Annotated in this window: 20 protein-coding genes; 5 read left to right on the top strand and 15 right to left on the bottom strand. The window is 69.2% G+C overall.

From position 1 onward, the window contains the following. Nucleotides 1-11 precede the first annotated feature (11 nt). Nucleotides 12-2,504, top strand: a complete 2,493-nt coding sequence (locus tag AC3WS6_RS02895) for a CHAT domain-containing protein (RefSeq protein ID WP_492499565.1) — start codon at nt 12-14, stop codon at nt 2,502-2,504. A 385-nt stretch (nt 2,505-2,889) separates the two neighbouring features. Here the strand turns inward: AC3WS6_RS02895 and AC3WS6_RS02890 are convergent, their stop codons facing one another. Genes AC3WS6_RS02890 through AC3WS6_RS02870 form a run of 5 tightly spaced genes read right to left on the bottom strand, consistent with a single transcriptional unit; the run spans nt 2,890 to nt 7,415 of the window. Next, entirely contained in the window at nt 2,890-3,666 is a 777-nt protein-coding gene (locus AC3WS6_RS02890; RefSeq protein WP_492499564.1) for a DeoR/GlpR family DNA-binding transcription regulator, read from the bottom strand. A 28-nt stretch (nt 3,667-3,694) separates the two neighbouring features. Continuing rightward, on the bottom strand, nt 3,695-4,567 hold the full coding sequence (locus AC3WS6_RS02885) for a class II fructose-bisphosphate aldolase (protein WP_492499563.1): 873 nt from the start codon (nt 4,565-4,567) through the stop codon (nt 3,695-3,697). Then, the gene (locus AC3WS6_RS02880) at nt 4,564-5,505 is read right to left on the bottom strand and encodes a 1-phosphofructokinase family hexose kinase (protein ID WP_492499562.1); all 942 of its coding nucleotides are present in this window, start codon (nt 5,503-5,505) and stop codon (nt 4,564-4,566) included. Before AC3WS6_RS02880 ends, AC3WS6_RS02885 begins: the two co-directional genes overlap by 4 nt. Next, nucleotides 5,502-6,494: an ROK family protein gene (locus tag AC3WS6_RS02875; RefSeq protein ID WP_492499561.1), complete on the bottom strand. Its 993-nt coding sequence runs from the start codon at nt 6,492-6,494 to the stop codon at nt 5,502-5,504. Before AC3WS6_RS02875 ends, AC3WS6_RS02880 begins: the two co-directional genes overlap by 4 nt. Before the next feature lie 24 nt (nt 6,495-6,518). Continuing rightward, nucleotides 6,519-7,415: an SIS domain-containing protein gene (locus AC3WS6_RS02870; protein ID WP_492499560.1), complete on the bottom strand. Its 897-nt coding sequence runs from the start codon at nt 7,413-7,415 to the stop codon at nt 6,519-6,521. Between the two features lie 290 nt (nt 7,416-7,705). On the opposite strand from AC3WS6_RS02870, the gene AC3WS6_RS02865 reads away from it, so the two are divergent. The 3 genes from AC3WS6_RS02865 to AC3WS6_RS02855 are packed head-to-tail and all read left to right on the top strand — an operon-like array spanning nt 7,706 to nt 10,878. After that, nucleotides 7,706-8,953, top strand: a complete 1,248-nt coding sequence (locus AC3WS6_RS02865) for an extracellular solute-binding protein (protein WP_492499559.1) — start codon at nt 7,706-7,708, stop codon at nt 8,951-8,953. A gap of 30 nt (nt 8,954-8,983) precedes the next feature. Then, entirely contained in the window at nt 8,984-9,955 is a 972-nt protein-coding gene (locus tag AC3WS6_RS02860) for a carbohydrate ABC transporter permease (protein ID WP_492499558.1), read from the top strand. Nucleotides 9,956-9,957: 2 nt separating this feature from the next. Further along, nucleotides 9,958-10,878, top strand: a complete 921-nt coding sequence (locus AC3WS6_RS02855; protein WP_492499557.1) for a carbohydrate ABC transporter permease — start codon at nt 9,958-9,960, stop codon at nt 10,876-10,878. A gap of 103 nt (nt 10,879-10,981) precedes the next feature. On the opposite strand, the gene AC3WS6_RS02850 is transcribed toward AC3WS6_RS02855, so the two are convergent. Then, the gene (locus AC3WS6_RS02850; RefSeq protein WP_492499556.1) at nt 10,982-12,160 is read right to left on the bottom strand and encodes an ROK family protein; all 1,179 of its coding nucleotides are present in this window, start codon (nt 12,158-12,160) and stop codon (nt 10,982-10,984) included. A gap of 138 nt (nt 12,161-12,298) precedes the next feature. Further along, a complete protein-coding gene (locus AC3WS6_RS02845; RefSeq protein ID WP_201470426.1) occupies nt 12,299-12,598 on the bottom strand; it encodes a chorismate mutase in 300 nt (99 codons plus the stop codon). Between the two features lie 95 nt (nt 12,599-12,693). Between AC3WS6_RS02845 and AC3WS6_RS02840 the strand changes: the two genes are divergently transcribed. Next, on the top strand, nt 12,694-14,007 hold the full coding sequence (locus tag AC3WS6_RS02840) for an AI-2E family transporter (RefSeq protein ID WP_492499555.1): 1,314 nt from the start codon (nt 12,694-12,696) through the stop codon (nt 14,005-14,007). 309 nt (nt 14,008-14,316) lie between these two features. Here the strand turns inward: AC3WS6_RS02840 and AC3WS6_RS02835 are convergent, their stop codons facing one another. The 8 genes from AC3WS6_RS02835 to AC3WS6_RS02800 all read right to left on the bottom strand — a co-directional run bounded on the left by AC3WS6_RS02835 (nt 14,317) and on the right by AC3WS6_RS02800 (nt 22,150). Next, on the bottom strand, nt 14,317-15,237 hold the full coding sequence (locus AC3WS6_RS02835) for an ABC transporter substrate-binding protein (protein ID WP_492499554.1): 921 nt from the start codon (nt 15,235-15,237) through the stop codon (nt 14,317-14,319). A 49-nt stretch (nt 15,238-15,286) separates the two neighbouring features. After that, the gene (locus AC3WS6_RS02830) at nt 15,287-16,075 is read right to left on the bottom strand and encodes an ABC transporter permease (RefSeq protein ID WP_492499553.1); all 789 of its coding nucleotides are present in this window, start codon (nt 16,073-16,075) and stop codon (nt 15,287-15,289) included. Then, entirely contained in the window at nt 16,072-16,752 is a 681-nt protein-coding gene (locus tag AC3WS6_RS02825; RefSeq protein WP_492499552.1) for an ABC transporter permease, read from the bottom strand. Before AC3WS6_RS02825 ends, AC3WS6_RS02830 begins: the two co-directional genes overlap by 4 nt. After that, nucleotides 16,749-17,636 carry an ABC transporter ATP-binding protein gene (locus tag AC3WS6_RS02820; RefSeq protein ID WP_492499551.1) on the bottom strand — a complete coding sequence of 296 codons (888 nt, stop codon included), beginning with the start codon at nt 17,634-17,636 and terminating at the stop codon, nt 16,749-16,751. The genes AC3WS6_RS02825 and AC3WS6_RS02820 overlap by 4 nt, the downstream gene beginning before the upstream one ends. 64 nt (nt 17,637-17,700) lie before the next feature. Continuing rightward, nucleotides 17,701-18,003, bottom strand: a complete 303-nt coding sequence (locus AC3WS6_RS02815; protein WP_492499550.1) for a DUF427 domain-containing protein — start codon at nt 18,001-18,003, stop codon at nt 17,701-17,703. 199 nt (nt 18,004-18,202) lie between these two features. Further along, the gene (locus tag AC3WS6_RS02810) at nt 18,203-19,636 is read right to left on the bottom strand and encodes a dihydrolipoyl dehydrogenase family protein (protein WP_492499549.1); all 1,434 of its coding nucleotides are present in this window, start codon (nt 19,634-19,636) and stop codon (nt 18,203-18,205) included. A 110-nt stretch (nt 19,637-19,746) separates the two neighbouring features. Further along, complete coding sequence (locus tag AC3WS6_RS02805; protein WP_492499548.1) at nt 19,747-20,856, bottom strand: lactonase family protein; 1,110 nt, start codon at nt 20,854-20,856, stop codon at nt 19,747-19,749. Nucleotides 20,857-20,863: 7 nt separating this feature from the next. After that, nucleotides 20,864-22,150, bottom strand: coding sequence for an adenylosuccinate synthase (locus AC3WS6_RS02800; protein WP_492499547.1), 1,287 nt, complete (start codon nt 22,148-22,150; stop codon nt 20,864-20,866). Nucleotides 22,151-22,169: the final 19 nt, after the last annotated feature.

Genomic DNA, 22,169 nt, shown 5'->3' with positions numbered 1-22,169 from the left:
ATTCTGGTGCAATGCCCCTGACTGCTCTCGAGCTGCATCAGCGCGGCGTCGACGCAGCCAACTCCCGCCGGTTCGCGCAGGCTCGACGAGCGCTGACCGCCGCATCCGCCCGCACCGACGACTCCGATCTGCGCGCACGCATCGACGGGACCCTGGCGTATGTGCTCGCCCAGACCGGCCGACCGGGCGAGGCCGAGCAGCTGTCGCGCGAAGCGCTGGCCCGCCCGGGCCTCAGTGACGAGACGATCGCGCTCGCGAACGGGCAGCTGGGCACACTGCTGCTGCACGCAGGGCGCCTCGAAGAGGCCGATCTCTTTCTCACCAGGGCCATCGACGGCCTCGGCGAGGGATCGATCGAGAGCGCGAACTGTCTGATGAGCCGCTCGGTCGCCCGCATGCAGCGGCATCGACTCGACGAGTGCTCGGCCGATCTGCAGCGGGCCATCGCCGCCTACGAGGCGCACGGAGCCGAGGAGCCGCTCGCCGAGGCCCGCCACAACCTCGGCTACGTCGCTCTGCTCGGCGGCGACCTCGTCACCGCGCTCGCTCTGATGACCCGATCCCGGCCGATCCTCGCCGCGACGAGCGACCTCGCCGCCGCGATCAGCGACCTCGACCGCGCCGAGGTGCTGCGTGACGCCGGCCTCACCACAGAGGCCGAGGCACTGCTCACCGCCGTGGCGGCGCGCTTCGGGGCACAGCGCATGCGGCAGGCACGAGGAGAGGCCGAGTTCCACCTCGCCCGATCGCTGCTGCGGCACGACGCCCCGGCCGCCGAGCGGGCCGCAGCGACAGCATCCCGTCGTTTCGCCGCTTTGGGGAGTGAGGGCTGGGCCGCCCGCGCCGAGGCCGTGCGCCTCGAAGCGCGGTTGCGCACACGCCCGCACGCGCCGCCGTCCTCCGCCGACTTCGCGCGCACGATCGACGCCCTCACCCGAGGAGGCTTCCGCACCGAGGCTGCGGCCGTGTCGCTCACCGCTCGGCTGGCCGACGGCGGGCGCCTGCCCCGACTCACCGCCGACGCCCCGACCCCCCTGCGCCTGCGCGCACACGAGGTGCGAGCACTGCGGGCCGCTGCGCGGGGGAAGGATGCCGAGGCTCGCCGCATCGCCGCCGAGGGACTCGACCTGCTCACCGCGTGGCAGCAGTCGTTCGGCGCGCTCGACCTGCAGGCGTCCGTGGCGATGCACGGCACCGAGCTGATGTTCACCGGTCTCACGGCAGCCGCGCGGTCTCGCGACCCCGAGGTGCTGTTCGAGTGGTCCGAGCGCGCGAGGCATCTGAGCCAGCACGTCGCCCCGGTGCGCCCGCCGCATGACACCGATCTGTCGGCCGACCTGGCCGAACTGCGGATGCTGCGCGCCGACCTCGCCGGATCGGATTGGACGACCGACGCGCGCGTGCGCGAGCTGCGCGATCGGGTGCGCGATCGGCAGTGGTCGTCGACCGGCGTCGGCGGGAGCCATGAGCGACTGGGGCTCGCCGCGACCAGAGCCCGGCTCGACGGAGACACGGCGATCCTGGCCTACGTCTACACCCGCGACGCTCTGCTGTGCGTGGCCGCGACGGCATCGGGCGCGTCGATCGTCGAGCTGTCGCTGCCGCGCATCGAGGCCGCACTCGACGGACTCCGCGCCGACCTCGATGTGGCGGCCCTCACGCATGGCGGGCCCATGGCACACATCGTGACGCGTTCGCTCGACGAGAGACTGCGACGGCTCGACGACGCCCTTCTCGCGCCCGCGCGCGCCGCGACAGGCGGGGCCGCTCGACTCGCGCTCACGGTTCCCGGCATGCTGGGCGGCATCCCGTGGGCGATGCTGCCCGGAATGCGCGGCACGCCGTTCACGATCGCGACCTCGGTCTCGCGACTGCTCGGCGACGCGAGGCGCATCGCCGAGCAGCGCCAGACAGCACCGCGCGAGGCCGCGCCACGCGGGATCGACGCGCGCGGGTCGTCGTCACGGTCGTCGACGGCCGGTTTCGCGACCGGGCCCCGTGTCGCGCGGGCCGAGGAGGAGGTGAGTACCGCCGCCTCGTCGTGGGCTGACGCACGCGTCCTGATCGGCGACCGCGCGCGGGTCAGCGCCGTCACCGAGCTCGCGGAGCAGGTCGACGTGCTGCACATCGCCGCCCACGGCCGCCACGCGGTCGACAACCCGCTGTTCTCGGGGTTCGAACTCGCCGACGGCACCCTGTTCGGGTACGACGTCGACCTGATCTCGCGCGCGCCCGGCACCGTGGTGCTCTCGGCGTGCGAGCTCGGCCGTTCGTCGGTGCGCTGGGGCGAGGAGGCGCTGGGCATGACCCGGGTCTGGTTGCATGCCGGCACCGGCTGTGTGATCGCCGCCCCCGTGGTGGTGGCGGACGACGTCGCCTGCGAGCTGCTCGGGGCCGTGCACGCCGAACTCGCGGCGGGCGCACGTCCGGCCGTCGCGCTGGCCGCGGCATCCGAGTCCACGGGGCTCAGCGCGCCTTTCCAGTGCCACGGAAGCGGACTCTGAAACTTTTCTCCAGTCGATGTATCAGGACATCGACTGCCCTCTCCTTATCTCCAGAAGGTGCCAGCGGAGGGCTTCGGAAACGAAGCGCGAGGGAGGCGCAGTCGGATTGGGGAACCCTCGTGCACTGGGGAGTGTGAGGGAACGACAGGACACCATCTACTCCGGGGGTGCCGCGAGAAGGGGCGCGGCACCCCCACCAGGAGCCCCCCTTTTTCGGGAGCCCCAGCCGTTCGGGATCCCCACCCACTTTTTCGGGACCCCACCCCGTTCGAATCGCTCACTGTGCAGTTTTCGGGCCCGTTTTTCTGCAAAGTGCGCGATTCGAAGACAAAGGAAGGGGCCCGGGGGGGTCAGGGGACACCCGGAGGCCCAGGCGGTCAGGGGGTCAGGAGGTCAGGACCTCATAGCCCGCCGCGCGGAACTCGGCCAGGGACGCCGGGTCCGCGCCGTCGTCGGTGAGGAGAACGGGGAACAGCTCCACACCGCCGACGGCGGCGAACGCGACCGTGCCGAGCTTGCTGCTGTCGGTGACGACCACGGCTCGACGGGCACGCTCGGCCATCATGCGGTTGACGGCCGCCTCGCGCTCGTCCTGCGTGGTGGCGCCGGCTTCGGCGTGGATGCCGTTGACGCCGATGAAGGCCATGTCGAGTCGCACGCCGCGCAGCAGCTGCTCGACGAACGGGCCCACCAGCTCGTAGCTGCGCGAGTGGATCACGCCGCCCGTCACCACGACCTTGATGTCCGGCCGCGTCGCGAGCTGCGCGGCGATGTTCACGGCGTTGGTCACGACCGTGATTCCGGGACCCGCCGAGAGATCGTCCCGAGCCGCGAGCGCCGCGGCGATGGCGGTGGTCGTGGTGCCGCCCGAGAGTCCGACGACCATGCCGGGGGCGACGAGCGCGGCAGCCGCCTGGGCGATGCTCTCCTTCTGCTGCGTGCGCTGGTGGCTGCGGTAGCGGATCGGCAGCTCGTAGGCGACGTCGTGCGCCACCGCGCCGCCGTGGGTGCGGGTGAGCAGTCGCTGCTCGGCGAGCGAGTCGAGATCTCGGCGCGTCGTGGCGGCCGAGGCGCCGAAGCGCTCGACGAGTTCGTCGACGTTCACCTCGCCGTCCGCGGCCAGCAGGTCGAGGATCGCATTCAGGCGGGCGGCGCGCTTCATGTCACCATCCTGCCCGGGTTCGCGGCATTCACCGCGCCACCTCGACGGCTTCGGCGGGCTCGCCGAGCTCGAGGGCGAACAGCCGCAGCATCCGCGCCGCTTCCGCCGCGAGCGCTTCCCGCGCCGGTGTGAGGTACTTCCTCGAGTCGACGAGCTTCTCGTCGGCCTGCAGGGTCGAGCGGATCGCCCGCGTGAAGAATCCGTTCAGGTGCGTCGAGACGTTGATCTTCGTCATCCCCGCACGCACGGCGGCGGCGATGGTCGCATCCGCCACACCCGACGATCCGTGCAGCACCAACGGCACGGGCAGCGCCTCGCGAAGCCGTGAGATCAGCTCGAGATCGAGGGATGCCGTGCGATCGGTCATCGCGTGGGAAGAGCCCACGGCCACGGCGAGCGCATCGACGCCGGTGGCCGCCACGAACGCCCGTGCCTCGTGGGGGTCGGTGCGCACTCCCGGCGCGTGCGCGCCGTCCTTCCCGCCGACTTCGCCCAGTTCGCCCTCGATGTAGACCCCGGCGGCGTGCGCGCGTGCGGCGACGGCCGCGGTCATCGCGACGTTCTCGTCGTAGGGCAGCGCGCCTCCGTCGAACATGACCGACCCGAAGCCGAGCGCGATGGCCTCGTCGACGAGTTCGGGGCGCTCGGCGTGATCCAGGTGCACCGCCACCGGGGTCGACGCGCGCCGGGCGACCGCGAGGGTCGCCACCGCGATGGGTTCGAGCCCGCCGTGATAGTCGGCGCAGTTCTGCGAGATCTGCAGGATCACGGGCAGTCCGGCGTCGGCCGAGGCGCGAACGAGACCCTCGGCGGTCTCGAGGTGGATCACGTTGAAGGCACCGATGCCGGTGCCGCGAGCCGCGGCATCCGACACGAGCCCGCGGGCGGAGACAAGGGTCACAGACGTTCCTCTCGTGCGGTCGGACCGGAGGGGGTCACGACCAGTCGCGACTCGAGCGCGGGCCATTCGTCGGAGATCTCCCCCGCGAGCGGCATGAGCACCGCGGCGGCCGACCAGGCGGTGGCCCGACGCAGGATGACCTCGGGATCCCGGATGCCGTCGGCGTAGAGCACCGCGCATGCGGCCACGGCGGCGTCGCCCGCACCGGTCGGGTTGCCGGCGAGCGGCGCGTCGAGTCGCGCGCGCAGCACACCGGATGCCGTGACGGCGAGCATGCCCTCGGCGCCGAGCGACAACAGCACGAGGTCTGTGCCGCGCTCGATCAGCGAGCGCGCGCCGTCGACAGGGTCGCTGATGCCGGTCGCCTCGACGAGCTCGGCCGCGTTGGGCTTGAGCACGGATGCTCCGGCGTCCGCCGCGTGCAGCAGCGCCGGCCCCGAGGTGTCGACGATCACGGGCACACCGGCATCCCGCGCGGTGCCGATCAACAGCGGCAGCAGCGTCTCGGGCGCCCCGGGCGGCAGGCTGCCCGAGATCACGAGCACCTGCGCTCCGGGGAGCGCGTCGACGACCTCGCCCAGCACCTCAGCCCACTCGGGGTCGGTGGGATTGATGCCCCGTTCGTTCACGACCGTCGAGTCTCCGAGTGCCTCGTCGACGATCGCGACGCTCTGCCGCGTGGCACCGGCCACCGGAACGAGGCGGTTCGGCACTCCGCTGGCCCCGAGCTCGGCAGCGAACTCGACACCGCTGCGCCCGCCGGCGGTCGACACCGCGAGCACTGAAGATCCCTGGGCGTGCGCGACCCTGGCGACGTTGATGCCTTTTCCGCCGGCACGCGCCGCCCCGGCATCCGCCCTGTGCGTCTCGCCGGGAGTCAGCCGCTCGACATGCCAGGTGAGGTCCAGTGCCGGGTTCGGGGTGACGGTGAGGATCATGCGAGCTCCCTTGCGCGCAGGGCTGCACCCAGGATCCCGGCGTTGCCCGACAGCTCTGCCGGCACGAGGGCGGGCAGGCGGTGAAAGCTCAGCCGCGCGGCGAGCCGGGTGCGCAGCTCGTCGAACAGTGCTCCGCCGGCGCGCGAGAGTCCGCCGCCGATCACGATCGCCTCGGGCGCCACGACGGCCGTCAGCTGCGCGAGCGAGAGGGTGAGCGCATCGAGTGCCGAGTTCCAGATCTCGGCGGCGACCCGGTCGCCGGCTGCGGCGCGGGCGATCACGTCTCGGGCGCCGTCGGGGTTGATGCCCGTTGCTTCGCGGTACCGGCGGGCGATGGCTCCGGCCGACGCGACCACCTCGAGGCATCCGCGCGCACCGCAGGCGCAGATCGGCCCGTCGGCGATCGGAGAGTGGCCGATCTCGCCCGCGTAGCCGCCGGCCGTGTACGGCTCGCCGCCGACCAGCAGGGCACCCGCGATGCCGGTGCCGATCACCAGCACGACGGAGTTCGCGTAGGCGCGGGCTCCGCCGAGGCGGTGCTCGGCCCAGCTCGCCGCCCGCACGTCGTGATCGAACGCGACCGGCAGACCCAGACTCGCCGACGCGAGATCGCGCAGCGGCGAATCGCGCCAACCGAGATTGCTCGCGAAGACGCCGAGGCCGGCCTCCGCGTCGACGATTCCGGGCACCACGAGTCCTGCCGCCTGCGGCACGACGTCGGGATGATCGGCTCGCAGCTCGGCGGCGAGCGCGCCCAGGCGTTCGATCAGCACTCCGGTGCGATCCCCGTCGGCCACCGGGGTGGGCGTGCGGCGAAGGCCGAGCGCGGTGCCCTCGGCGTCGAACAGCGCCGACTTGATGTCGGTGCCGCCCACGTCGAAGGCCAGCACCGGCGCGCCGAGGCCCAGAGGACGCGCGGCGGCGAGCCTCTCACCAGAGGCGTCGCTCACGACATCGGCGATGCTCGCGGCATCCTCAGCGCTGGTCATCGATCACTCCGCCGCACGACCGGCTCATGCATCCAGGATGACGGAGCGGGTGAGGTTGCGAGGCTGGTCCGGGTCGAGCCCGCGGGCCACGGCACGGTCCAGCGCCACGCGGTGCAGACGCGCGAGGTCGGCGAGGGGATCGATCGGATGCTGCACGAACCGCGCGCCCGTTGCTTCGACCTGAGCGGCCAGCCCCTCGGGCGCCTCGCCGAACTGCCAGGTGACGCGGCCGGGGGCGGCGATCGCGATCGGGCCGTGGCGGTACTCCATCGACGGGTACGACTCGGTCCATGACTGCGACGACTCGCGCATCTTCAGCGCGGCCTCGTGCGCCAGGCCGACGGTCCACCCGCGTCCAAGGAACGAGTACTGCTCGGCGTCTCGCAGCTCGTCGTCGTCCTCGGCGGCGAGCACAGCGGTGGCGTCATCGATCGCGCCGGTGAGGTCTTCGCCCAGGGATGCCCGGAACAGCGCCAGTGCTGTGGTCGCGAACCGGGTCTGCACGACCGACTTCTCATCGGCGAAAGGCAGCAGCACGGCGTCGTCGACGAGCGAGACGAGCGGCGAGGTCTCGTCGCCGATCACGCCGATCGTGGGGACGCGGCCCTTGATTCGGTCGACGAGTTCGAGCACCTCGGTCGTCGTTCCCGAGCGCGTCAGCGCGACGACGGCGTCGTAGCCGCGGTCCGTGAACGCCTCGGATGCCGCGAACGCGTCGGTCTCGCCCTGCCCCGCGGTCTCGCGGAGGAACGCGTAGGACTGCGCCATGAACCACGACGTGCCGCATCCGACGACGGCGATGCGGGCCCCGGATGCCGGCAGCAGCGCCTGCATGTCGCGGAGATCGGCCGCGCGGGCCCAGGTCTGGGGCTGCGAGTTCAGTTCTTCGCGCATGTGTGCGCCGGGGAGAAGTTCGGTCATGTCGGGCCCTCCGGACCAGATGTTGCAAGTTTGTGATTGTTTTGACGGTTATTCGATCATAGTATTTCGACTCAAGGGAATCCCGCAAGGAAACTCCTTGATTTGTTCATTCGCCTGACAAATAATCAGACAACAGCTTCACCGCCCCTCCACCGGACCGGTCCGCAGAGGGTTCCTCGAGCCGATCCGGCTCGACCGACCGTTTCTCCCCCGAGATGCGGTCACACGCACTGTCGCGTGAGATGTGCTTGCGACTGTGCACCACCACCACAGTGAGGAATGCAATACACATGAAGAAGTCACTGCGATTCGGCGCCGTCGCCCTGGCGGCCACCGCCACGCTCACGCTCGCTTCGTGCGGGTTCGGCGGCTCGACCGACGGCGGCGGAGGCGACGCCGACGGAGCGTCCACGCTCGACCTCCTGGTGCCCAGCTACTCGGACGCCACCAAGGGACTGTGGGAAGACGTGATCGCCGGGTTCGAGAAGGAGAACCCCGACATCACGGTCAACCTCGAGGTGCAGTCCTGGGACAACCTCGAGAAGGTCGTCTCCACCAAGATCCAGGCCGGCGAGGCACCGGACATCTACAACGGCGGCCCCTTCGCCGGCTTCGTCGGCGACGAGCTGCTTTACCCGGTCGAGGACGTCGTGTCGGAAGACACGTACTCCGACTTCCAGGATGCCTTCCTCGCGAACGCCGAGGTCGACGGCACCGCCTACGCGCTGCCGCTCATCGCATCCGCTCGCGCGCTGTTCGTCAACAACGCACTGCTCTCGCAGGCCGGCGTCGAGGCGCCCACAACCTGGGACGAGCTGCTGGATGCCGCGACCAAGGTGTCGGCACTCGGCGGCGGCGTCGCGGGCTACGGCATGCCGCTCGGTTCTGAAGAGGCTCAGGCCGAGGCGGCCGTGTGGCTCTGGGGCGGCGGCGGATCGTTCGGCGACGCGTCGGAGATCACGATCGACACCCCCGAGAACCTCGTCGGCGCCGAGCAGATCAAGAAGATGATCGATGCCGGTGCCACGCAGGCAGACCCGGGTTCGACGCAGCGCTCACCCCTGATGGACATCTTCATCCAGGGCAAGATCGGCATGCAGGTCGGCCTCCCGCCGACGGTCGGTCAGATCGAAGAGGGCAACCCCGAGCTCGACTACTCGATCGTCCCGATCCCCACGAAGGACGGCTCGCCCTTCACCCTCGGCGTCATGGATCAGCTGATGGCCTTCCAGAACGACGGCGACAAGCAGGAGGCGATCACCGCCTTCTTCGACTACTACTACTCGGCCGACGTGTACGTGCCGTGGGTGCAGGCCGAAGGCTTCCTGCCCGTCACCAAGTCGGGTGCCGAGCAGCTCTCCGGCGAGGAGGCTCTCAAGCCGTTCCTCGACGTGCTGCCCGACGCGCAGTTCTACCCGTCGACGAACGAGAAGTGGTCGGCCGCCGACGGCGCCTTCAAGTCGCTGTTCGGCCAGCTGCAGACGAAGTCCGCGCAGGATGTCCTGACCGAGATCCAGGCACAGGTCGACGCGGGCTGAGCCCCGCAGACGGAGAGGTTCGGGTATCCCATGAGCCAGACGAAAGAATCCTCGAACCTCGCGGGGGCGGCCACCGGCCGCCCCCGCACCCCGGCGGGCCGCCCGCGTGCCGCCGGCAGACCGGGCGGCAAGGACCTGCTCCAGGCGCTGCCCTGGATCGCCCCCGCGCTGCTCCTCATCATCGGCGTGGTGCTGTTTCCCGCCGGGGTGATGTTCTTCAACTCCACCCGCGACATCTCACTCTCGGGTCTCGACAAGGGCTCGGTCGGTTTCGACAACTTCGTGACGGTGTTCACATTCGCCGAGTTCTGGCCGATCATCTTCCGCACGATCGTCTGGGTCGTGGTGGTGGTCGCCTTCACCGTGCTCATCTCGCTCGGACTCGCGCAGATCCTCAACAAGGCCTTCCCCGGCCGCCAGATCGTGCGCATGGCGGTCATCGTGCCGTGGGCGGCATCCGTCGTGATGACCACGATGGTCTTCTACTACAGCCTCGAGCCGTACTTCGGCGTCTTCAACAAGTTCCTCTACGACATCGGTCTCGCAGATGACGCGGTCGGCTACGGCTGGACCAAGAACCCGGCCACCGCGTTCGCCTGGTCGATCGTGATCGCGATCTTCGTGTCGCTGCCCTTCACGACCTACACGATCCTCGCGGGGCTGCAGACGGTTCCAGCCGACACCCTCGAGGCCGCGAAGATGGACGGCGCGGGAGCCGCGCGCACCTACTGGACGATCGTGCTGCCGCAGCTGCGGAGTGCTCTCGCGGTCGCGGTGCTCATCAACATCATCAACGTGTTCAACTCGCTGCCGATCCTCAAGGTGATGACGGGGTCGATCCCCGGCTACGGGGCCGACACGATCATGACGATGATCTTCAAGTACATCGAGCTGCAGAAGAAGGTCGACGTCGCGAGCGCGCTCTCGGTCGTGGCCTTCCTCATCGTGATCGTGATCGTCGCGATCTACGTCAAGGCCGTCAAGCCCATGAAGGAGGTCTGATCATGACCCTGACCGAGACCGCCCTCGTCACGACCGCAGGCCCCGACGCCGCGCCGCGCATCCCCGGACGCAAGCGTCGCTACACCGAAGACCAGGTCACGCTGCCCCGCGTCATCCTGCGCATGGCCGCCGGCATCCTGGTGCTCGCGATCTTCGTGCTGCCGTACCTGATCATGTTCTTCGGCTCCGTGAAGACGAAGTCGCAGATCCGCTCGGTCGACCCGACCTACCTGCCGGTCGAGTGGCACTGGGAGAACTACATCTCGATGTGGTCGACTCCCGAGACGCCGCTGCCGTACAACCTCATCTCGACGATCATCATCGCCGTGTTCGCGACGCTGCTCGTGCTGCTGGTCTCGCTGCCCGCCGCGTATTACACCGCGCGCTTCAAATTCCCGGGGCGCATGGTGTTCCTGTTCCTCGTGATCGTGACGCAGATGCTGCAGCCGGCTGTGCTCACCTCCGGCCTGTTCCGCCAGTTCACGGTGCTCGGGCTCGGCGACACGTGGGCCGCGATGATCTTCATCAACGCGGCGTTCAATTTGTCGTTCGCAGTGTGGATCATGCACTCGTTCTTCGCGGGCATCCCCAAGGAGATCGACGAGGCCGCTCAGATCGACGGAGCGGGCCGCTTCACGGTGCTGTTCAAGATCAACCTGCCGCTGGTGTGGCCGGGAATCGTGACCGCGATCGTCTTCACGTTCGTCGCCTGCTGGAACGAGTTCGCCGCATCGCTCGTGATCCTCTCGACCGACAAGAACCAGCCGCTCTCTGTCGCGCTCACCAAGTTCGTCGGTCAGTACGAGACGAGCTGGCAGTACGTGTTCGGCGTCTCGATCGTCGCGATCCTGCCCGTCGTCATCCTGTTCATGCTCATCGAGAAGCGCCTCGTCGGCGGCCTCACCGCGGGTTCGGTGAAGTAGGCCCCCACCCGACCCTCCCCTCCCCCTTTCGAATCGCTTGCTTTGCAGTTTTCGACCGAGGTTTTCTGCAAAGTGAGCGATTCGAAGGGGCGGGAGGGTGGGGTCAGTCCGCGAGAGCGGATGCCGGACCGGATGCTGCGCGCAGCTGCGCCGGACTCCAGCGCACCCCGAGAGCGCTCGACAGTGCCACCTGCGCCACGCCGGTCGCGATCGATGCGTCCGCGTGGGCGTAGCGCACAGGAACGTCGACGGCGCCCGTCGCGGTGTAGTCGATCTCGTCCTGGACGAGCGCGAGGAATCGATCGCCGAGTTCCCGCGCCGGACCCCCGATCACGACCTCTGCCGCGTCGAGCACGGCGGCGATGAGCTTCACGGTGCGCGCCAGCGTCCGCGCCCCCTCCGCGAGCAGCCGCTCGTCGGTGCGGGACGCGAGCGCGGCGATGGTCTCGGCATCCATCGCATCGTCGAACTCGTCGCCGAGCATGGCCGTCATCGACGCCACCGACTCGAGACATCCCTGACGCCCGCATCGGCATACCCGCGCGCCGTCGCCGAACTGCACCTGCACGTGGCCGATCTCTCCTGCGCGATCGCGGGGTCCCGGTGCGAGCTCGCCGTCGAGGGTGACCGCCGCGCCGATGCCGGTGCCGATGTGGATGAACAGCCGATAGCCCGGGGACTCGTCGTCGCGCGCGGCCTCGGCGATCGCCTCGGCATCGACATCGTTCACGAGGAGCACGGGGATCCCCAGTGCCTTCTCGAATCTCTCCGCGAGAGGAACGTCGGTCCATCCCAGCTGCACGCTCTCGAAGACGCGGCGCCCGTCGGTCGTGCCCGGCAGCTGCACTCCTGCGACGAGCAGACGACCGGCGAACGAGGCAGCGAGTTCCGTGACGGTTTCGTCAAGCATCCGATCGCGTGTCGCCTCGGAGTACACGACAGTCCGCGAATCGAGCTCGCTGCCGTCGAGAGCGATCAAGGCGAAGCGCGCATCGGTCGGCCTGATGACCACCACGACGATCAGATGATGGTCGGCGTCGATGCTCAGCGTCGTCGGCCGTTTGCCGCCGGTGCTCACGGCCTGCTCGCCGTCGACGACGAGGCGGAGGTCGATCAGTTCGGCCACGAGAGACGAGGCCGTCGCGGCCGTGAGTCCGGTGGCTCGGGCGATGCCGGCGCGCGTCTGCGCACCGGGGTCGTCGAACACGAGCTGCAGAGCCCGTCGCAGGTTCGTACGACGAACGGAGGCCTGCGTGTCGAGCACGTCGTCGCCGTTCAGCATGGGCCCGATCCAGTGAGTGGATTCGATTGACAGACCAGGGCGTCCTGCGTACCCTCGTTCATAGTTTATTCAATAAACTTAGTTCGGTCCCCGGGCGGGTGAGTGCTGCACACACTGTCACTCGCCCGGACGACCGGATCATCGCCCTTCGGCGGCTTCCGTGTGGTGGCGGATCACCTCTGCCACGACGAAGTTGAACCACTTCTCGGCGAACTCGGGGTCGAGGTGCGCCTGCTCGGCGAGTGCGCGCAGCCGCGAGACCTGTTGCTCTTCGCGGCCCGGATCGGATGCCGGCATCTCGTGCTCCGCCTTGAGCTGCCCGACCTGCTGCGTGGCGCGAAAGCGCTCCGCGAGCATGAAGATGAGGGCGGCATCGATGTTGTCGATGCTCGAGCGCAGTCGGAGCAGTTCAGCCCGGGGATCTTCGGCGGCGGTCATGCCCCTACTCTACGGAAACCTGGGCCCGAACCACCCCCACCCTGAAGGGGGGATGCCTCCCGGATGCAGTTGCCGTCGGCCGCTATCGTGAGCACATGAGCCGAGAAGAGCAGGAACCCTCGTCGAGCGCCGCAGACGACTCCGCCGCACCTCCGACGGGCTCTTCGCGGCGGGATGCGACCGCACCGCCGGCACATGCCACGGATGCCACGGATGCCGCGGGTGCCACCGCGTCGGCAGGCGGGGCCTCCGACCCCGCCGCCACCACCGCCACCGCCGCCGCGGCCGATGCGCCGCACCACCCTGCGGCGCCCCCGCACCGCCCCACCGTCGTCGACCCTCTCCCCTCGAGCCGTTCCTTCTGGACACGGATCGATCGTCCCTTCGTGTTCGGGTTCCTCGTGACGCTCGGCGGACTGGGGGCGATCGTTCTCGGCCTCGCCATCGCGAACCTCTCGACCGTGCTCATCTACATCGCCCTCGCACTGTTCGCGGCCCTCGGACTCGACCCGACCGTGCGGTTCCTCGAGCGGCGAGGACTGTCCCGGGCGATCTCGGTGGTCGTCGCCATCCTCGCCCTCATCGTCGCCATCGGCCTGATCCTCTGGATGGTGCTGCCGGTCGTGATCGATCAGGTCGCGAGCTTCGTCAGGTCGGTGCCGGGGATGATCCAGGAGTTCACCCGCAGCGACATCTACGCCACTCTCGACGCTCAGTTCGGCGATCAGTTCCAGGGCCTCGTCGCCGATGTGCAGAAGTTCCTCACCGATCCCGGCAACATCGCCGCGATCGGCGGTGGGGCGCTGCAGGTCGGCGCCTCGATCGCCAACGCCATCTCGGGCATCATCGTCGTGCTCGTGCTCACGCTGTACTTCGTCGCCACACTGCCGTCGATCAAGGCGGGCATGCTGCGACTCGCCCCCGCCCGGGACCGCGCTCGCGCGAGCGACATCACCGATCAGATCACCGACTCGGTGGGCGCCTACGTCATGGGAATGGTCGTGCTCGCGTTCTGCAACGCCGTGCTCGCGTTCCTGCTCTACGTGTTCCTCGGACTCCCGTTCCCGCCCCTGATGGCGACCGTGGCTTTCTGCATCACGCTGATCCCCCTCGTCGGCTCGGTCATCTTCTGGATCATCGGCACCGGTCTCGCGCTGTTCACCAACCCGATCGCCGCTCTGGTGTTCGCGCTGGTGTACCTCGTGTACATGCAGATCGAGGCGTACGTGATCACCCCGCGCGTCATGAACAAGGCTGTCGCCGTTCCCGGCGCGCTCGTGGTCATCGGAGCCCTGGCCGGCGGCACACTGCTCGGCCTCCTCGGCGCGCTCGTCGCCGTGCCGGTCGCGGCATCCATCCTCATCATCATCAAGCAGGTTCTGATCCCCCGGCAGGACGCCCGGATCTAGCGTCGCGAGGTCGCACCCGACCGGCGCTCCCGCCCCGCGAAACCCACCATCCCGCACGAAACCCACGTCCCCCACACGGGTCTCACGCCGCAAGAACGGTCTCGCCCCAGCACTCCCACCCCTCCGGCACACCCGCCCGCAAAACCCACCATCCCGCACGAAACCCACGACCCCCACACGGGTCTCACGCCGCAAGAACGGTTTCACGCCGCGAAAACGGTCTCACGCCGCGAAAACGGTCTCGCACCGCAAACACAGAAGTGCCCGACCCCCTGAGGGGCCGGGCACTTCTCTGAGAACTGTTCGCGATCAGACGAGGTCGTTGTCAGCGAGCCACTTCTTGGCGATGTCCTCCGAGGACTGCTGGTCGACCGTGCTCAGCACGTTCAGCGAGACGAGCTCCTCTGCGGTCAGCTTGGCGCTGATCGCGTTGAGCACATCGGACACGTCATCGGCGATGTCGGAGGAGACGATCGGCACGACGTTCGACGAGATGATCAGGTTCTCGGGGTCTTCGAGAGCCACGATCTCCTCCGTCTCGAAGGCGGGGTCGGCGGTGTAGATGTCCGCGACCTGGATCTCGCCGGCGAGCAGCGACTCGAGGGTCGTGGGGCCGGTGGCCGAGAACGCCAGGTCGACGCCATAGACCTCCTTCGCCGCGGCCGGGCTGTACGGGCGCTGCTCGAACTCGGGCGCCGCACCGATCGTGACCGGCGAGGTGACCTTCGACAGGTCGCCGATCGTGGTCAGACCGTTCTCCTCGGCGAAGCTCTTGAGCACCGTGTAGGAGTCCTGGTCGGATGCCTCGGCGAAGTCGAGGGCCGTGAGGCTCTCCGGCAGCGCATCCTGCAGGGCGGCGTACACGTCGTCGGGGCTGGTCACGTCGACCTCGTCGTCCGAGATGTACTCGAGCAGGCTGCCCGTGTACTCGGGGAAGACGTCGATCTCGCCGGACTCGACGTCAGGCATGTACGCGTCGCGCTGGCCGATGCTGAACTGGCGATCGACCGTGAAGTCGGCCGCCTCGAGAGCCTGGGCGTAGATCTCGGCCACGATCTCGTTGGAGTAGTACGCCTGCGAGCCGACGACGATCGCGTCGCCGCCCGAGCTTTCGCCGGAGTCGGCCGGCTCGCCGAGCGTTTCGCTCGAACCGCAGGCGGTGAGGGCGAGTGCCGCCGACGCGACAAGGCCGATGGCGAAGACAGAACGCTTGCCTCGTGCTGTGAACATGGACTTCCTCTTCTCTGGGGGACTGCTGTGGAACTGCTGTGCTGTGGATTCAGGCTGTGGCGGGCTGGGTGGCGCCCTGCGCCGATCCCTCGCCCGAGGGGGACGGCTCGGACGTCGAGGGCTCGGCTGCGGGAGCGAGCGGTCGCGCGCGTCGGCGCGACGGGCGCCCGCCGGTGCGCAGTCCTCTGGGAACGGCGAGGTGCTGCGCGGTAGCGAGCAGCAGATCGACCAGAAGTGCGAGCGCAGCCACCAGGATCGCGCCGGCGACCACCTGATCGAAGCGCTGCAGCGGAATGCCCTGGATGATCGGGTAGCCGAGACCGCCGAGGCCGACGTACGCGGCGATCGTGACGGTCGCGATGACCTGCAGTAGGGCTGCGCGGATGCCGCCGACGAGCAGCGGAAGGCCGAGCGGCACCTCGACCCGCCAGAAGATCTGCCAGCCCGTCATGCCCATCGCCTTCGCCGCGTCGATCACGCGGCGGTCGATGGCCTCGAGGCCGGTGTAGGCGCCCGCCAGCAGAGACGGGATCGCGAGCAGCACGAAGGTCGTGATCGCCGCCTCGGGGATGCGGAGCACGCCGAGCAGGAGCACCAGCAGGATCATGAGGCCGAAGGCCGGGATCGCACGTGCCGCACCGGAGACCGCCACGGCGATCTCGCGACCCTTGCCCGTGTGGCCGATGAGCCACCCGAGCGGGACGGCGATCGCCGCCGCGATGACCACGGAGATCGCGGTGAGGGTCAGGTGCTCGCCGAGCAGCTTCGGCAGCGCGTAATTTCCAGTCCACTGGGCCGGAGCGAACATCCACGCGAAGGCTTCGACGAAGAGGTTCATGCGGGAGCCCCCACAGCCACGGGCCGCGCCGCGCCGGTCTTCGTCGCGGCGCGCGTCCACGGCATGAGAGCGCGACCCGCCAGCAGCAGGAGCAGGTCGATCACGAGCGCGATGACGACGACCGCGATGATCCCGGCGAAGACCTCGGCGATGATCCGACGGTCGAGGCCGTTCGTGAACAGATACCCGAGGTTCCTGATGCCGATCAGGATGCCGACGGTCGCCAGCGAGATGGTGCTCACGGCCGTCACCCGCAGACTCGCCAGGATGACGGGGCCCGCGAGCGGGAACTCGACCGCCCAGAAGCGCCGGAAGGAGCCGAAGCCCGTGGCCGTGGCGGCCTGACGGATGTCGTCGTCGACCGAGTCGAGACCGTCGGAGACGCCGCGCACGAGGATCGCGATCGCATAGATGGTGAGCGCGACGATGAGGTTGGCCTCGCTGCGAGGAGAGTACCCGACGACCGACGGCAGCAGGATCAGCAGGGCGAGCGAGGGAATCGTGTAGAGCAGACCCGTGAGCAGGATGATCGGCCCTCGCACGAGCTTGAACCGCCAGGCGACCCAGCCCAGCGGCAGCGACAGCACGAAGCCGAGCACGATCGGGATGATGCTCTGTCGCAGATGGACTCCCGTCAGCTCGAGGATCAGCCCGAGGTTGTTCGAGACCCAGTTCACGTGAGCCCGCCCCGATTCACGCCCAGCGCCGCGGCATCCGGCCCCGCCAGGGGACCGTCCGACGTCTCGACGTCGGCCACGATCGCACCCTGCGTGCGCCCCTCGGAATCGACCACGACCGTGCCGTGCGGCGTCTCTTTGAGGTGCAGCGCCCGACGGCCGCGGTCGGCTCCGATGAAGGAGGCCACGAAGTCGTCTGCGGGGTTCTCGATGATCTCGCTCGGACTGCCCACCTGCACGATGCGCGCGCCCTTGTCGAGGATCACGACCTGGTCTCCGAGCAGGAACGCCTCGTCGATGTCGTGCGTGACGAACACGACCGTCTTGTCGAGCTCGTGCTGCAGCCGCAGCGTCTCCTGCTGCAGGTCGGCCCGCACGATCGGGTCGACCGCGCCGAAGGGCTCATCCATCAAGAGGATGTTGGGGTCTGCCGCGAGCCCGCGCGCCACGCCGACGCGCTGCTGCTGACCGCCCGAGAGCTGGCTGGGATACCGCTCGGCGAGCGACTGGTCGAGTCCGACCGTCGTGAGCAGCTCGCGCGCGCGCTCGTGCGCGGGGCCCTTCTTCACGCCCGTCAGACGCAGGACGGTGGCGACGTTGTCGATCACCGTGAAGTGCGGCATGAGGCCGGAGTTCTGCATGACGTAGCCGATGCGGCGGCGCAGGGCGACCGGATCGCCGCCGAGCACGCTCTCTCCGTCGATCTCGACCTCGCCCGAGGTCGGCTCGACCATGCGGTTGATCATGCGCAGCAGAGTGGTCTTGCCGCATCCCGAGGATCCGACGAACACCGTCGTCTTGCGAGACGGCAGCACCAGGCTGAAGTCCTTCACGGCGGTCGTGCCGTCGGGGAACTGCTTGGTGACGTTGCGGAACTCGATCACGATTACTCTCCGAGGGGTCGATCGACGAGACGGGCGTCAGCGCCCCGGTTGCGGCATACAGAGGTCATGCGGAGACTTCGACCCGCGGGTCGAACGCCACGAATCCCGAGAAGTCCTTGCCCACGCGGTCGAAGGCGCTCGGGTACGGCGTCGGGTACGACCAGGCGTAGTCGGTGTGCAGTTCGCCACCGGCCTGCACCGAGTAGTACTGGGCAGCGCCCTTCCACGGACACGTGTAGGGGGTCGGGCTCTCGACGAGCACACCCTCTGTGATCGACGCCGGCGGGAAGTACCAGTTCCCCTCGATGCGTGCGAGATCGCTCTCGTCGGCTTCGGCGATGACGGTTCCTGCGAGTACAGCCTTCATGGTCCTGCCTCCTCGGATGTGAGTTCGAGCGTATAAGAGGTCTGCGACATTGAGCCGAGGGTTGCGCCCGGGGTCGTCAATGTGGGAAACAATCCTGCTCCGGGCGCGCCGGTCGCGCCAGGTCTCCCGGTGACTGTTCGGAGCGGATGCCGGAACGGATGCCGTCGCGGCATCCCTTCTCGGCATCCGCCCGACGCAGTCATGCCGACTGCCGCCCGTAGCCCTCGAGCAGCCGCAACCAGACCTCGCTGACCGTCGGATACGCCGGAACCGCGTGCCAGAGCCGGGCGATCGGCACCTCGGCGACGATCGCGACCGTGGCCGCCTGCACGAGCTCGGCGACCTCGGGGCCGACGAAGGTCGCTCCGACGATCACGTCGCGCTCCTTGTCGATCACGAGTCGGGCCTGCCCCGCGAAGCCGTCCTCATAGAGGCTCGCACCGGCGACCGACCCCAGGTCGTAGTCGACGACAGCCACGTCGGTGCCGCCCTTGCGCGCCTCGGCCTCGGTCTTCCCGACCGAGGCGACCTCGGGGAACGAGAACGTCACCTGAGGAGCGCCGGCGCTGTCGGCCGTGGCGACGTGACGCCCCCAGGGCGCATCGTCGACATCCTCGCCCTTGGCGCGGGCGGCGATCACGTCTCCGGACGCACGCGCCTGGTACTTGCCCTGGTGCGTGAGCAGCACACGACCGTTCACGTCGCCGACCGCGTACAGCCACTCCGATCCCGGAACGCGCATGGTGTCGTCGACCGTGATCCAGCGGCCCGGCTCCAGGCCGACCACGTCGAGGCCGATGTCACCGCTGCGCGGCGAGCGCCCCGTCGCCGCGAGCACCTCTGCCGCGGTGATCGTCGTACCGTCGTCGAGCACGATCGTGACGCCGTCATCGGCGCGGTTGACGCTGGTCGTCCCGGTCTCGGTGCGCACATCGACGCCGAGCTCCTTCAGCCCCGCGGCGACCCGCTCGCCGGCGAACGGCTCCATCGATCCCAGCAGCCCGCTGCGAGCGATGATCGTCACGGTCGAGCCGAGCGCCGCGTAGGCGGTCGCCATCTCGACCGCGACGACTCCGCCGCCGATCACGGCCAGGGACTCGGGGAGCTCCTCGGCGCTCGTCGCCTCGCGGCTGGTCCAGGGCGACGACTCGCGCAGTCCGTCGATCGGCGGGATCACGGCATCCGAACCCGTGCTGATCGCGACGGCGTGGCGGGCGCGGAGCACGCGCGTGCCGCCGTCGGCATCGGTCACCGTGACCTCGCGCTCGCCCGTGAGGCGACCGTGGCCGCGAGCGAGGTCGATACCCGCCGATTCGAGCCACTTCACCTGGCCATCGTCCGACCAGTTGCTCGTGAACGAGTCGCGACGGTCGAACACCGCCCGCACGTCGAGCTTCCCGGTCACGGCCTCCTTCGACCCCGCCACGTGCTGGGCCGCGCGCAGGGCCTGGGCAGAACGCAGCAGCGCCTTCGAGGGCATGCATGCCCAGTACGAGCATTCACCGCCCACGAGCTCGCTCTCGACGATGATCGCGGTCAGCCCGCCCTGCACGGCGCGGTCGGCCACGTTCTCGCCGACCGGTCCTCCGCCCAGCACGATCAGGTCGTATTCGTCGGTCTTGTCAGCAGTCATGGGTGTGCGCCTCTCCGTCGCCCAGTCTTGCTCAGAACCAACGTCGAGTCACGGGGTGGTGTTCCGGCACGAGCCGTGCAAGGGCGTTCCGGGCGCGTCGGGACCGCAGGTCAGCGCACGAGGAGCAGGCTCGTCGGTGTCGGGACCTGCGCCTGATGACGGATGCCCAGCGGAGCACCCGTGCGCTCATCGAGGTCGAGCAGCGCGATCGTGTCGGAACGCTGTCCCGCGACGAGAAGCTTGCCTTCGTGCACCAGGTGATGACGCGGCCAGTCGACGCCCGAGTCCGCCATGGCGAACGGCTCGAGGCTCTCGCCCGCGCCGTGCACCCGCAGGGCGGCGATCGTGTTGCTGCCGCGCAGCGCGGTGTAGAGGAACCGGCCGTCGCGTGTACGCGCGAGCTCGGCGGGGAAGTCGGTGCCCACCTCGGCGATCGGACTCGTGAGCACGGAGCCGACGACCGCCCAGGTGCCGTCGACACCGGCGGCGAGGGTGAACACCTCGCACGAATACTCGGTCACGACATGCAGGTGCCCGCTCGGATGCACGACCATGTGGCGGGGTCCCGTGCCCATCGGCAGAGGCACCTCGTGGTCGAGGATCAGGCCGTGCGCCCCGTGCCGCCAGATGCGCACCAGGTCGAAGCCGAGGTCGGTCGTGGCGATGCGCCCATCGGCCAGGAACCCGGCGGCATGCGCGTGCGAGACGCGGTCGTCACCCGCGGCCGTGCGTGCTCCCGCGTAGGGGTCGGATGCCGAGACGGCGACGCCCGCCGGAGCCGCTGCCTCGAGCGGTTCGCCGAGCAGAGCGGCCCGCAGCTCGGCGGCCTTGTTCACGGCATCCGGGATCAGCCTGCCCTGCGGGTCGATGCCGATGCGCACCACGCGTCCGTCGCCGTAGCAGCTCGCCACCAGGAAGTCGCCGCGCGGCGAGACAGCCACGTGGCACACGCCCTCGCCGGCATCGACCGGAGCGCCGAGCGGCTGCAGACTCGACTCGCCCGAGCGCACGAACGCCTGCACGCCGGCATCCGCCTCGAGCGCCGCATAGACGACGTCGAGCGTCGGATGCTGTGCGAGCCACGACGGCGAGGGGGCCTCGGCGACCGCCCCGCGATACGCGAGCGAAGTCTGCCTGTCGGCATCGCCCGCGAGCAGACCGATTCCGTCGGCCTGCCCCTGCATCGCCGGGCCGTAGCCTCCGACCCAGAAGCGTGTCATCGCGGTCTCAGTCGAGCAGGTCGTGGCGCACGACGACCTGGTCGCGCTCCGGTCCCACGCCGATCACCGAGATGCGCGTGTTGCTCATCGCCTCGAGCGCGATCACGTAGTCCTGCGCGTTCTTGGGCAGGTCGTCGAACGTGCGCGCGGTCGAGATGTCCTCGCTCCAGCCGGGAAGGTACTCGAGGATCGGCGTCGCGTGGTGGAAGTCGGTCTGGTTGACCGGCACCTCGTCGAAGCGCTGACCGTCGACGTCATAGGCGACGCACACGGGGATCTGCTCGAGCCCCGTGAGGATGTCGAGCTTGGTGAGCACGAGGTCGGTGATCCCGTTGACCCGCGTCGCGTAGCGGGTGATCGGAGCGTCGTACCAGCCGACGCGGCGCGGACGACCGGTGGTGGTGCCGAACTCGAAGCCGCGCGAGCGAAGCCATTCGCCCTTCTCGTCGAAGAGCTCGGTCGGGAAGGGACCGGATCCCACGCGGGTCGTGTAGGCCTTGACGATTCCGACGATGCGGTCGAGCGCGCCCGGGCCGACGCCTGAGCCGGATGCCGCACCGGCCGCCGTCGCCGTCGACGAGGTGACGAACGGGTAGGTGCCGTGGTCGATGTCGAGCATGGTCGCCTGACCGCCCTCGAACACCACGACCTCGCCGCGGTCGAGCGCCTCGGCGATCAGGTATCCGGTGTCGGCGACCATCGGACGCAGACGCTCGGCATACGAGAGCAGCTCCTCGACGATCTCGTCGACCGTCACGGCACGGCGGTTGAAGACCTTCACCAGCAGGTGGTTCTTCTGGTCGAGCGCGCCCTCGACCTTCTGGCGCAGGATGTTCTCGTCGAAAAGATCCTGCACGCGGATGCCGACGCGGTTGATCTTGTCGGCGTAGGCCGGCCCGATTCCGCGGCCGGTCGTGCCGATGTTGCGCTTGCCGAGGAAGCGCTCGGTGACCTTGTCGAGCGTGCGGTGGTACGCGGTGATGATGTGCGCGTTGGCGCTCACCTTGAGACGGGACACGTCGATGCCGCGAGCGCCGAGAGCCTCGAGCTCGTGGAACAGCACCTCGAGATCGATCACGACGCCGTTGCCGATCACCGGCGTGACGCCGGGCGACAGGATGCCCGAGGGCAGCAGGTGCAGCGCGTACTTCTCGTTGCCGACCACCACTGTGTGACCGGCGTTGTTGCCGCCGTTGAACTTGACGACCCAGTCGGTGCGCTCGCCGAGCAGGTCGGTGGCCTTGCCCTTGCCCTCATCGCCCCACTGGACGCCGACGATAACGATTCCTGGCATGGGTATCCCCCTTGCTTTC

Source organism: Microbacterium sp. EB106-03-03-XG65 (genome assembly GCF_058791955.1).
Note: the sequence above shows the minus strand (reverse complement) of the source record. Positions and strands in the feature narration are given on the sequence as shown.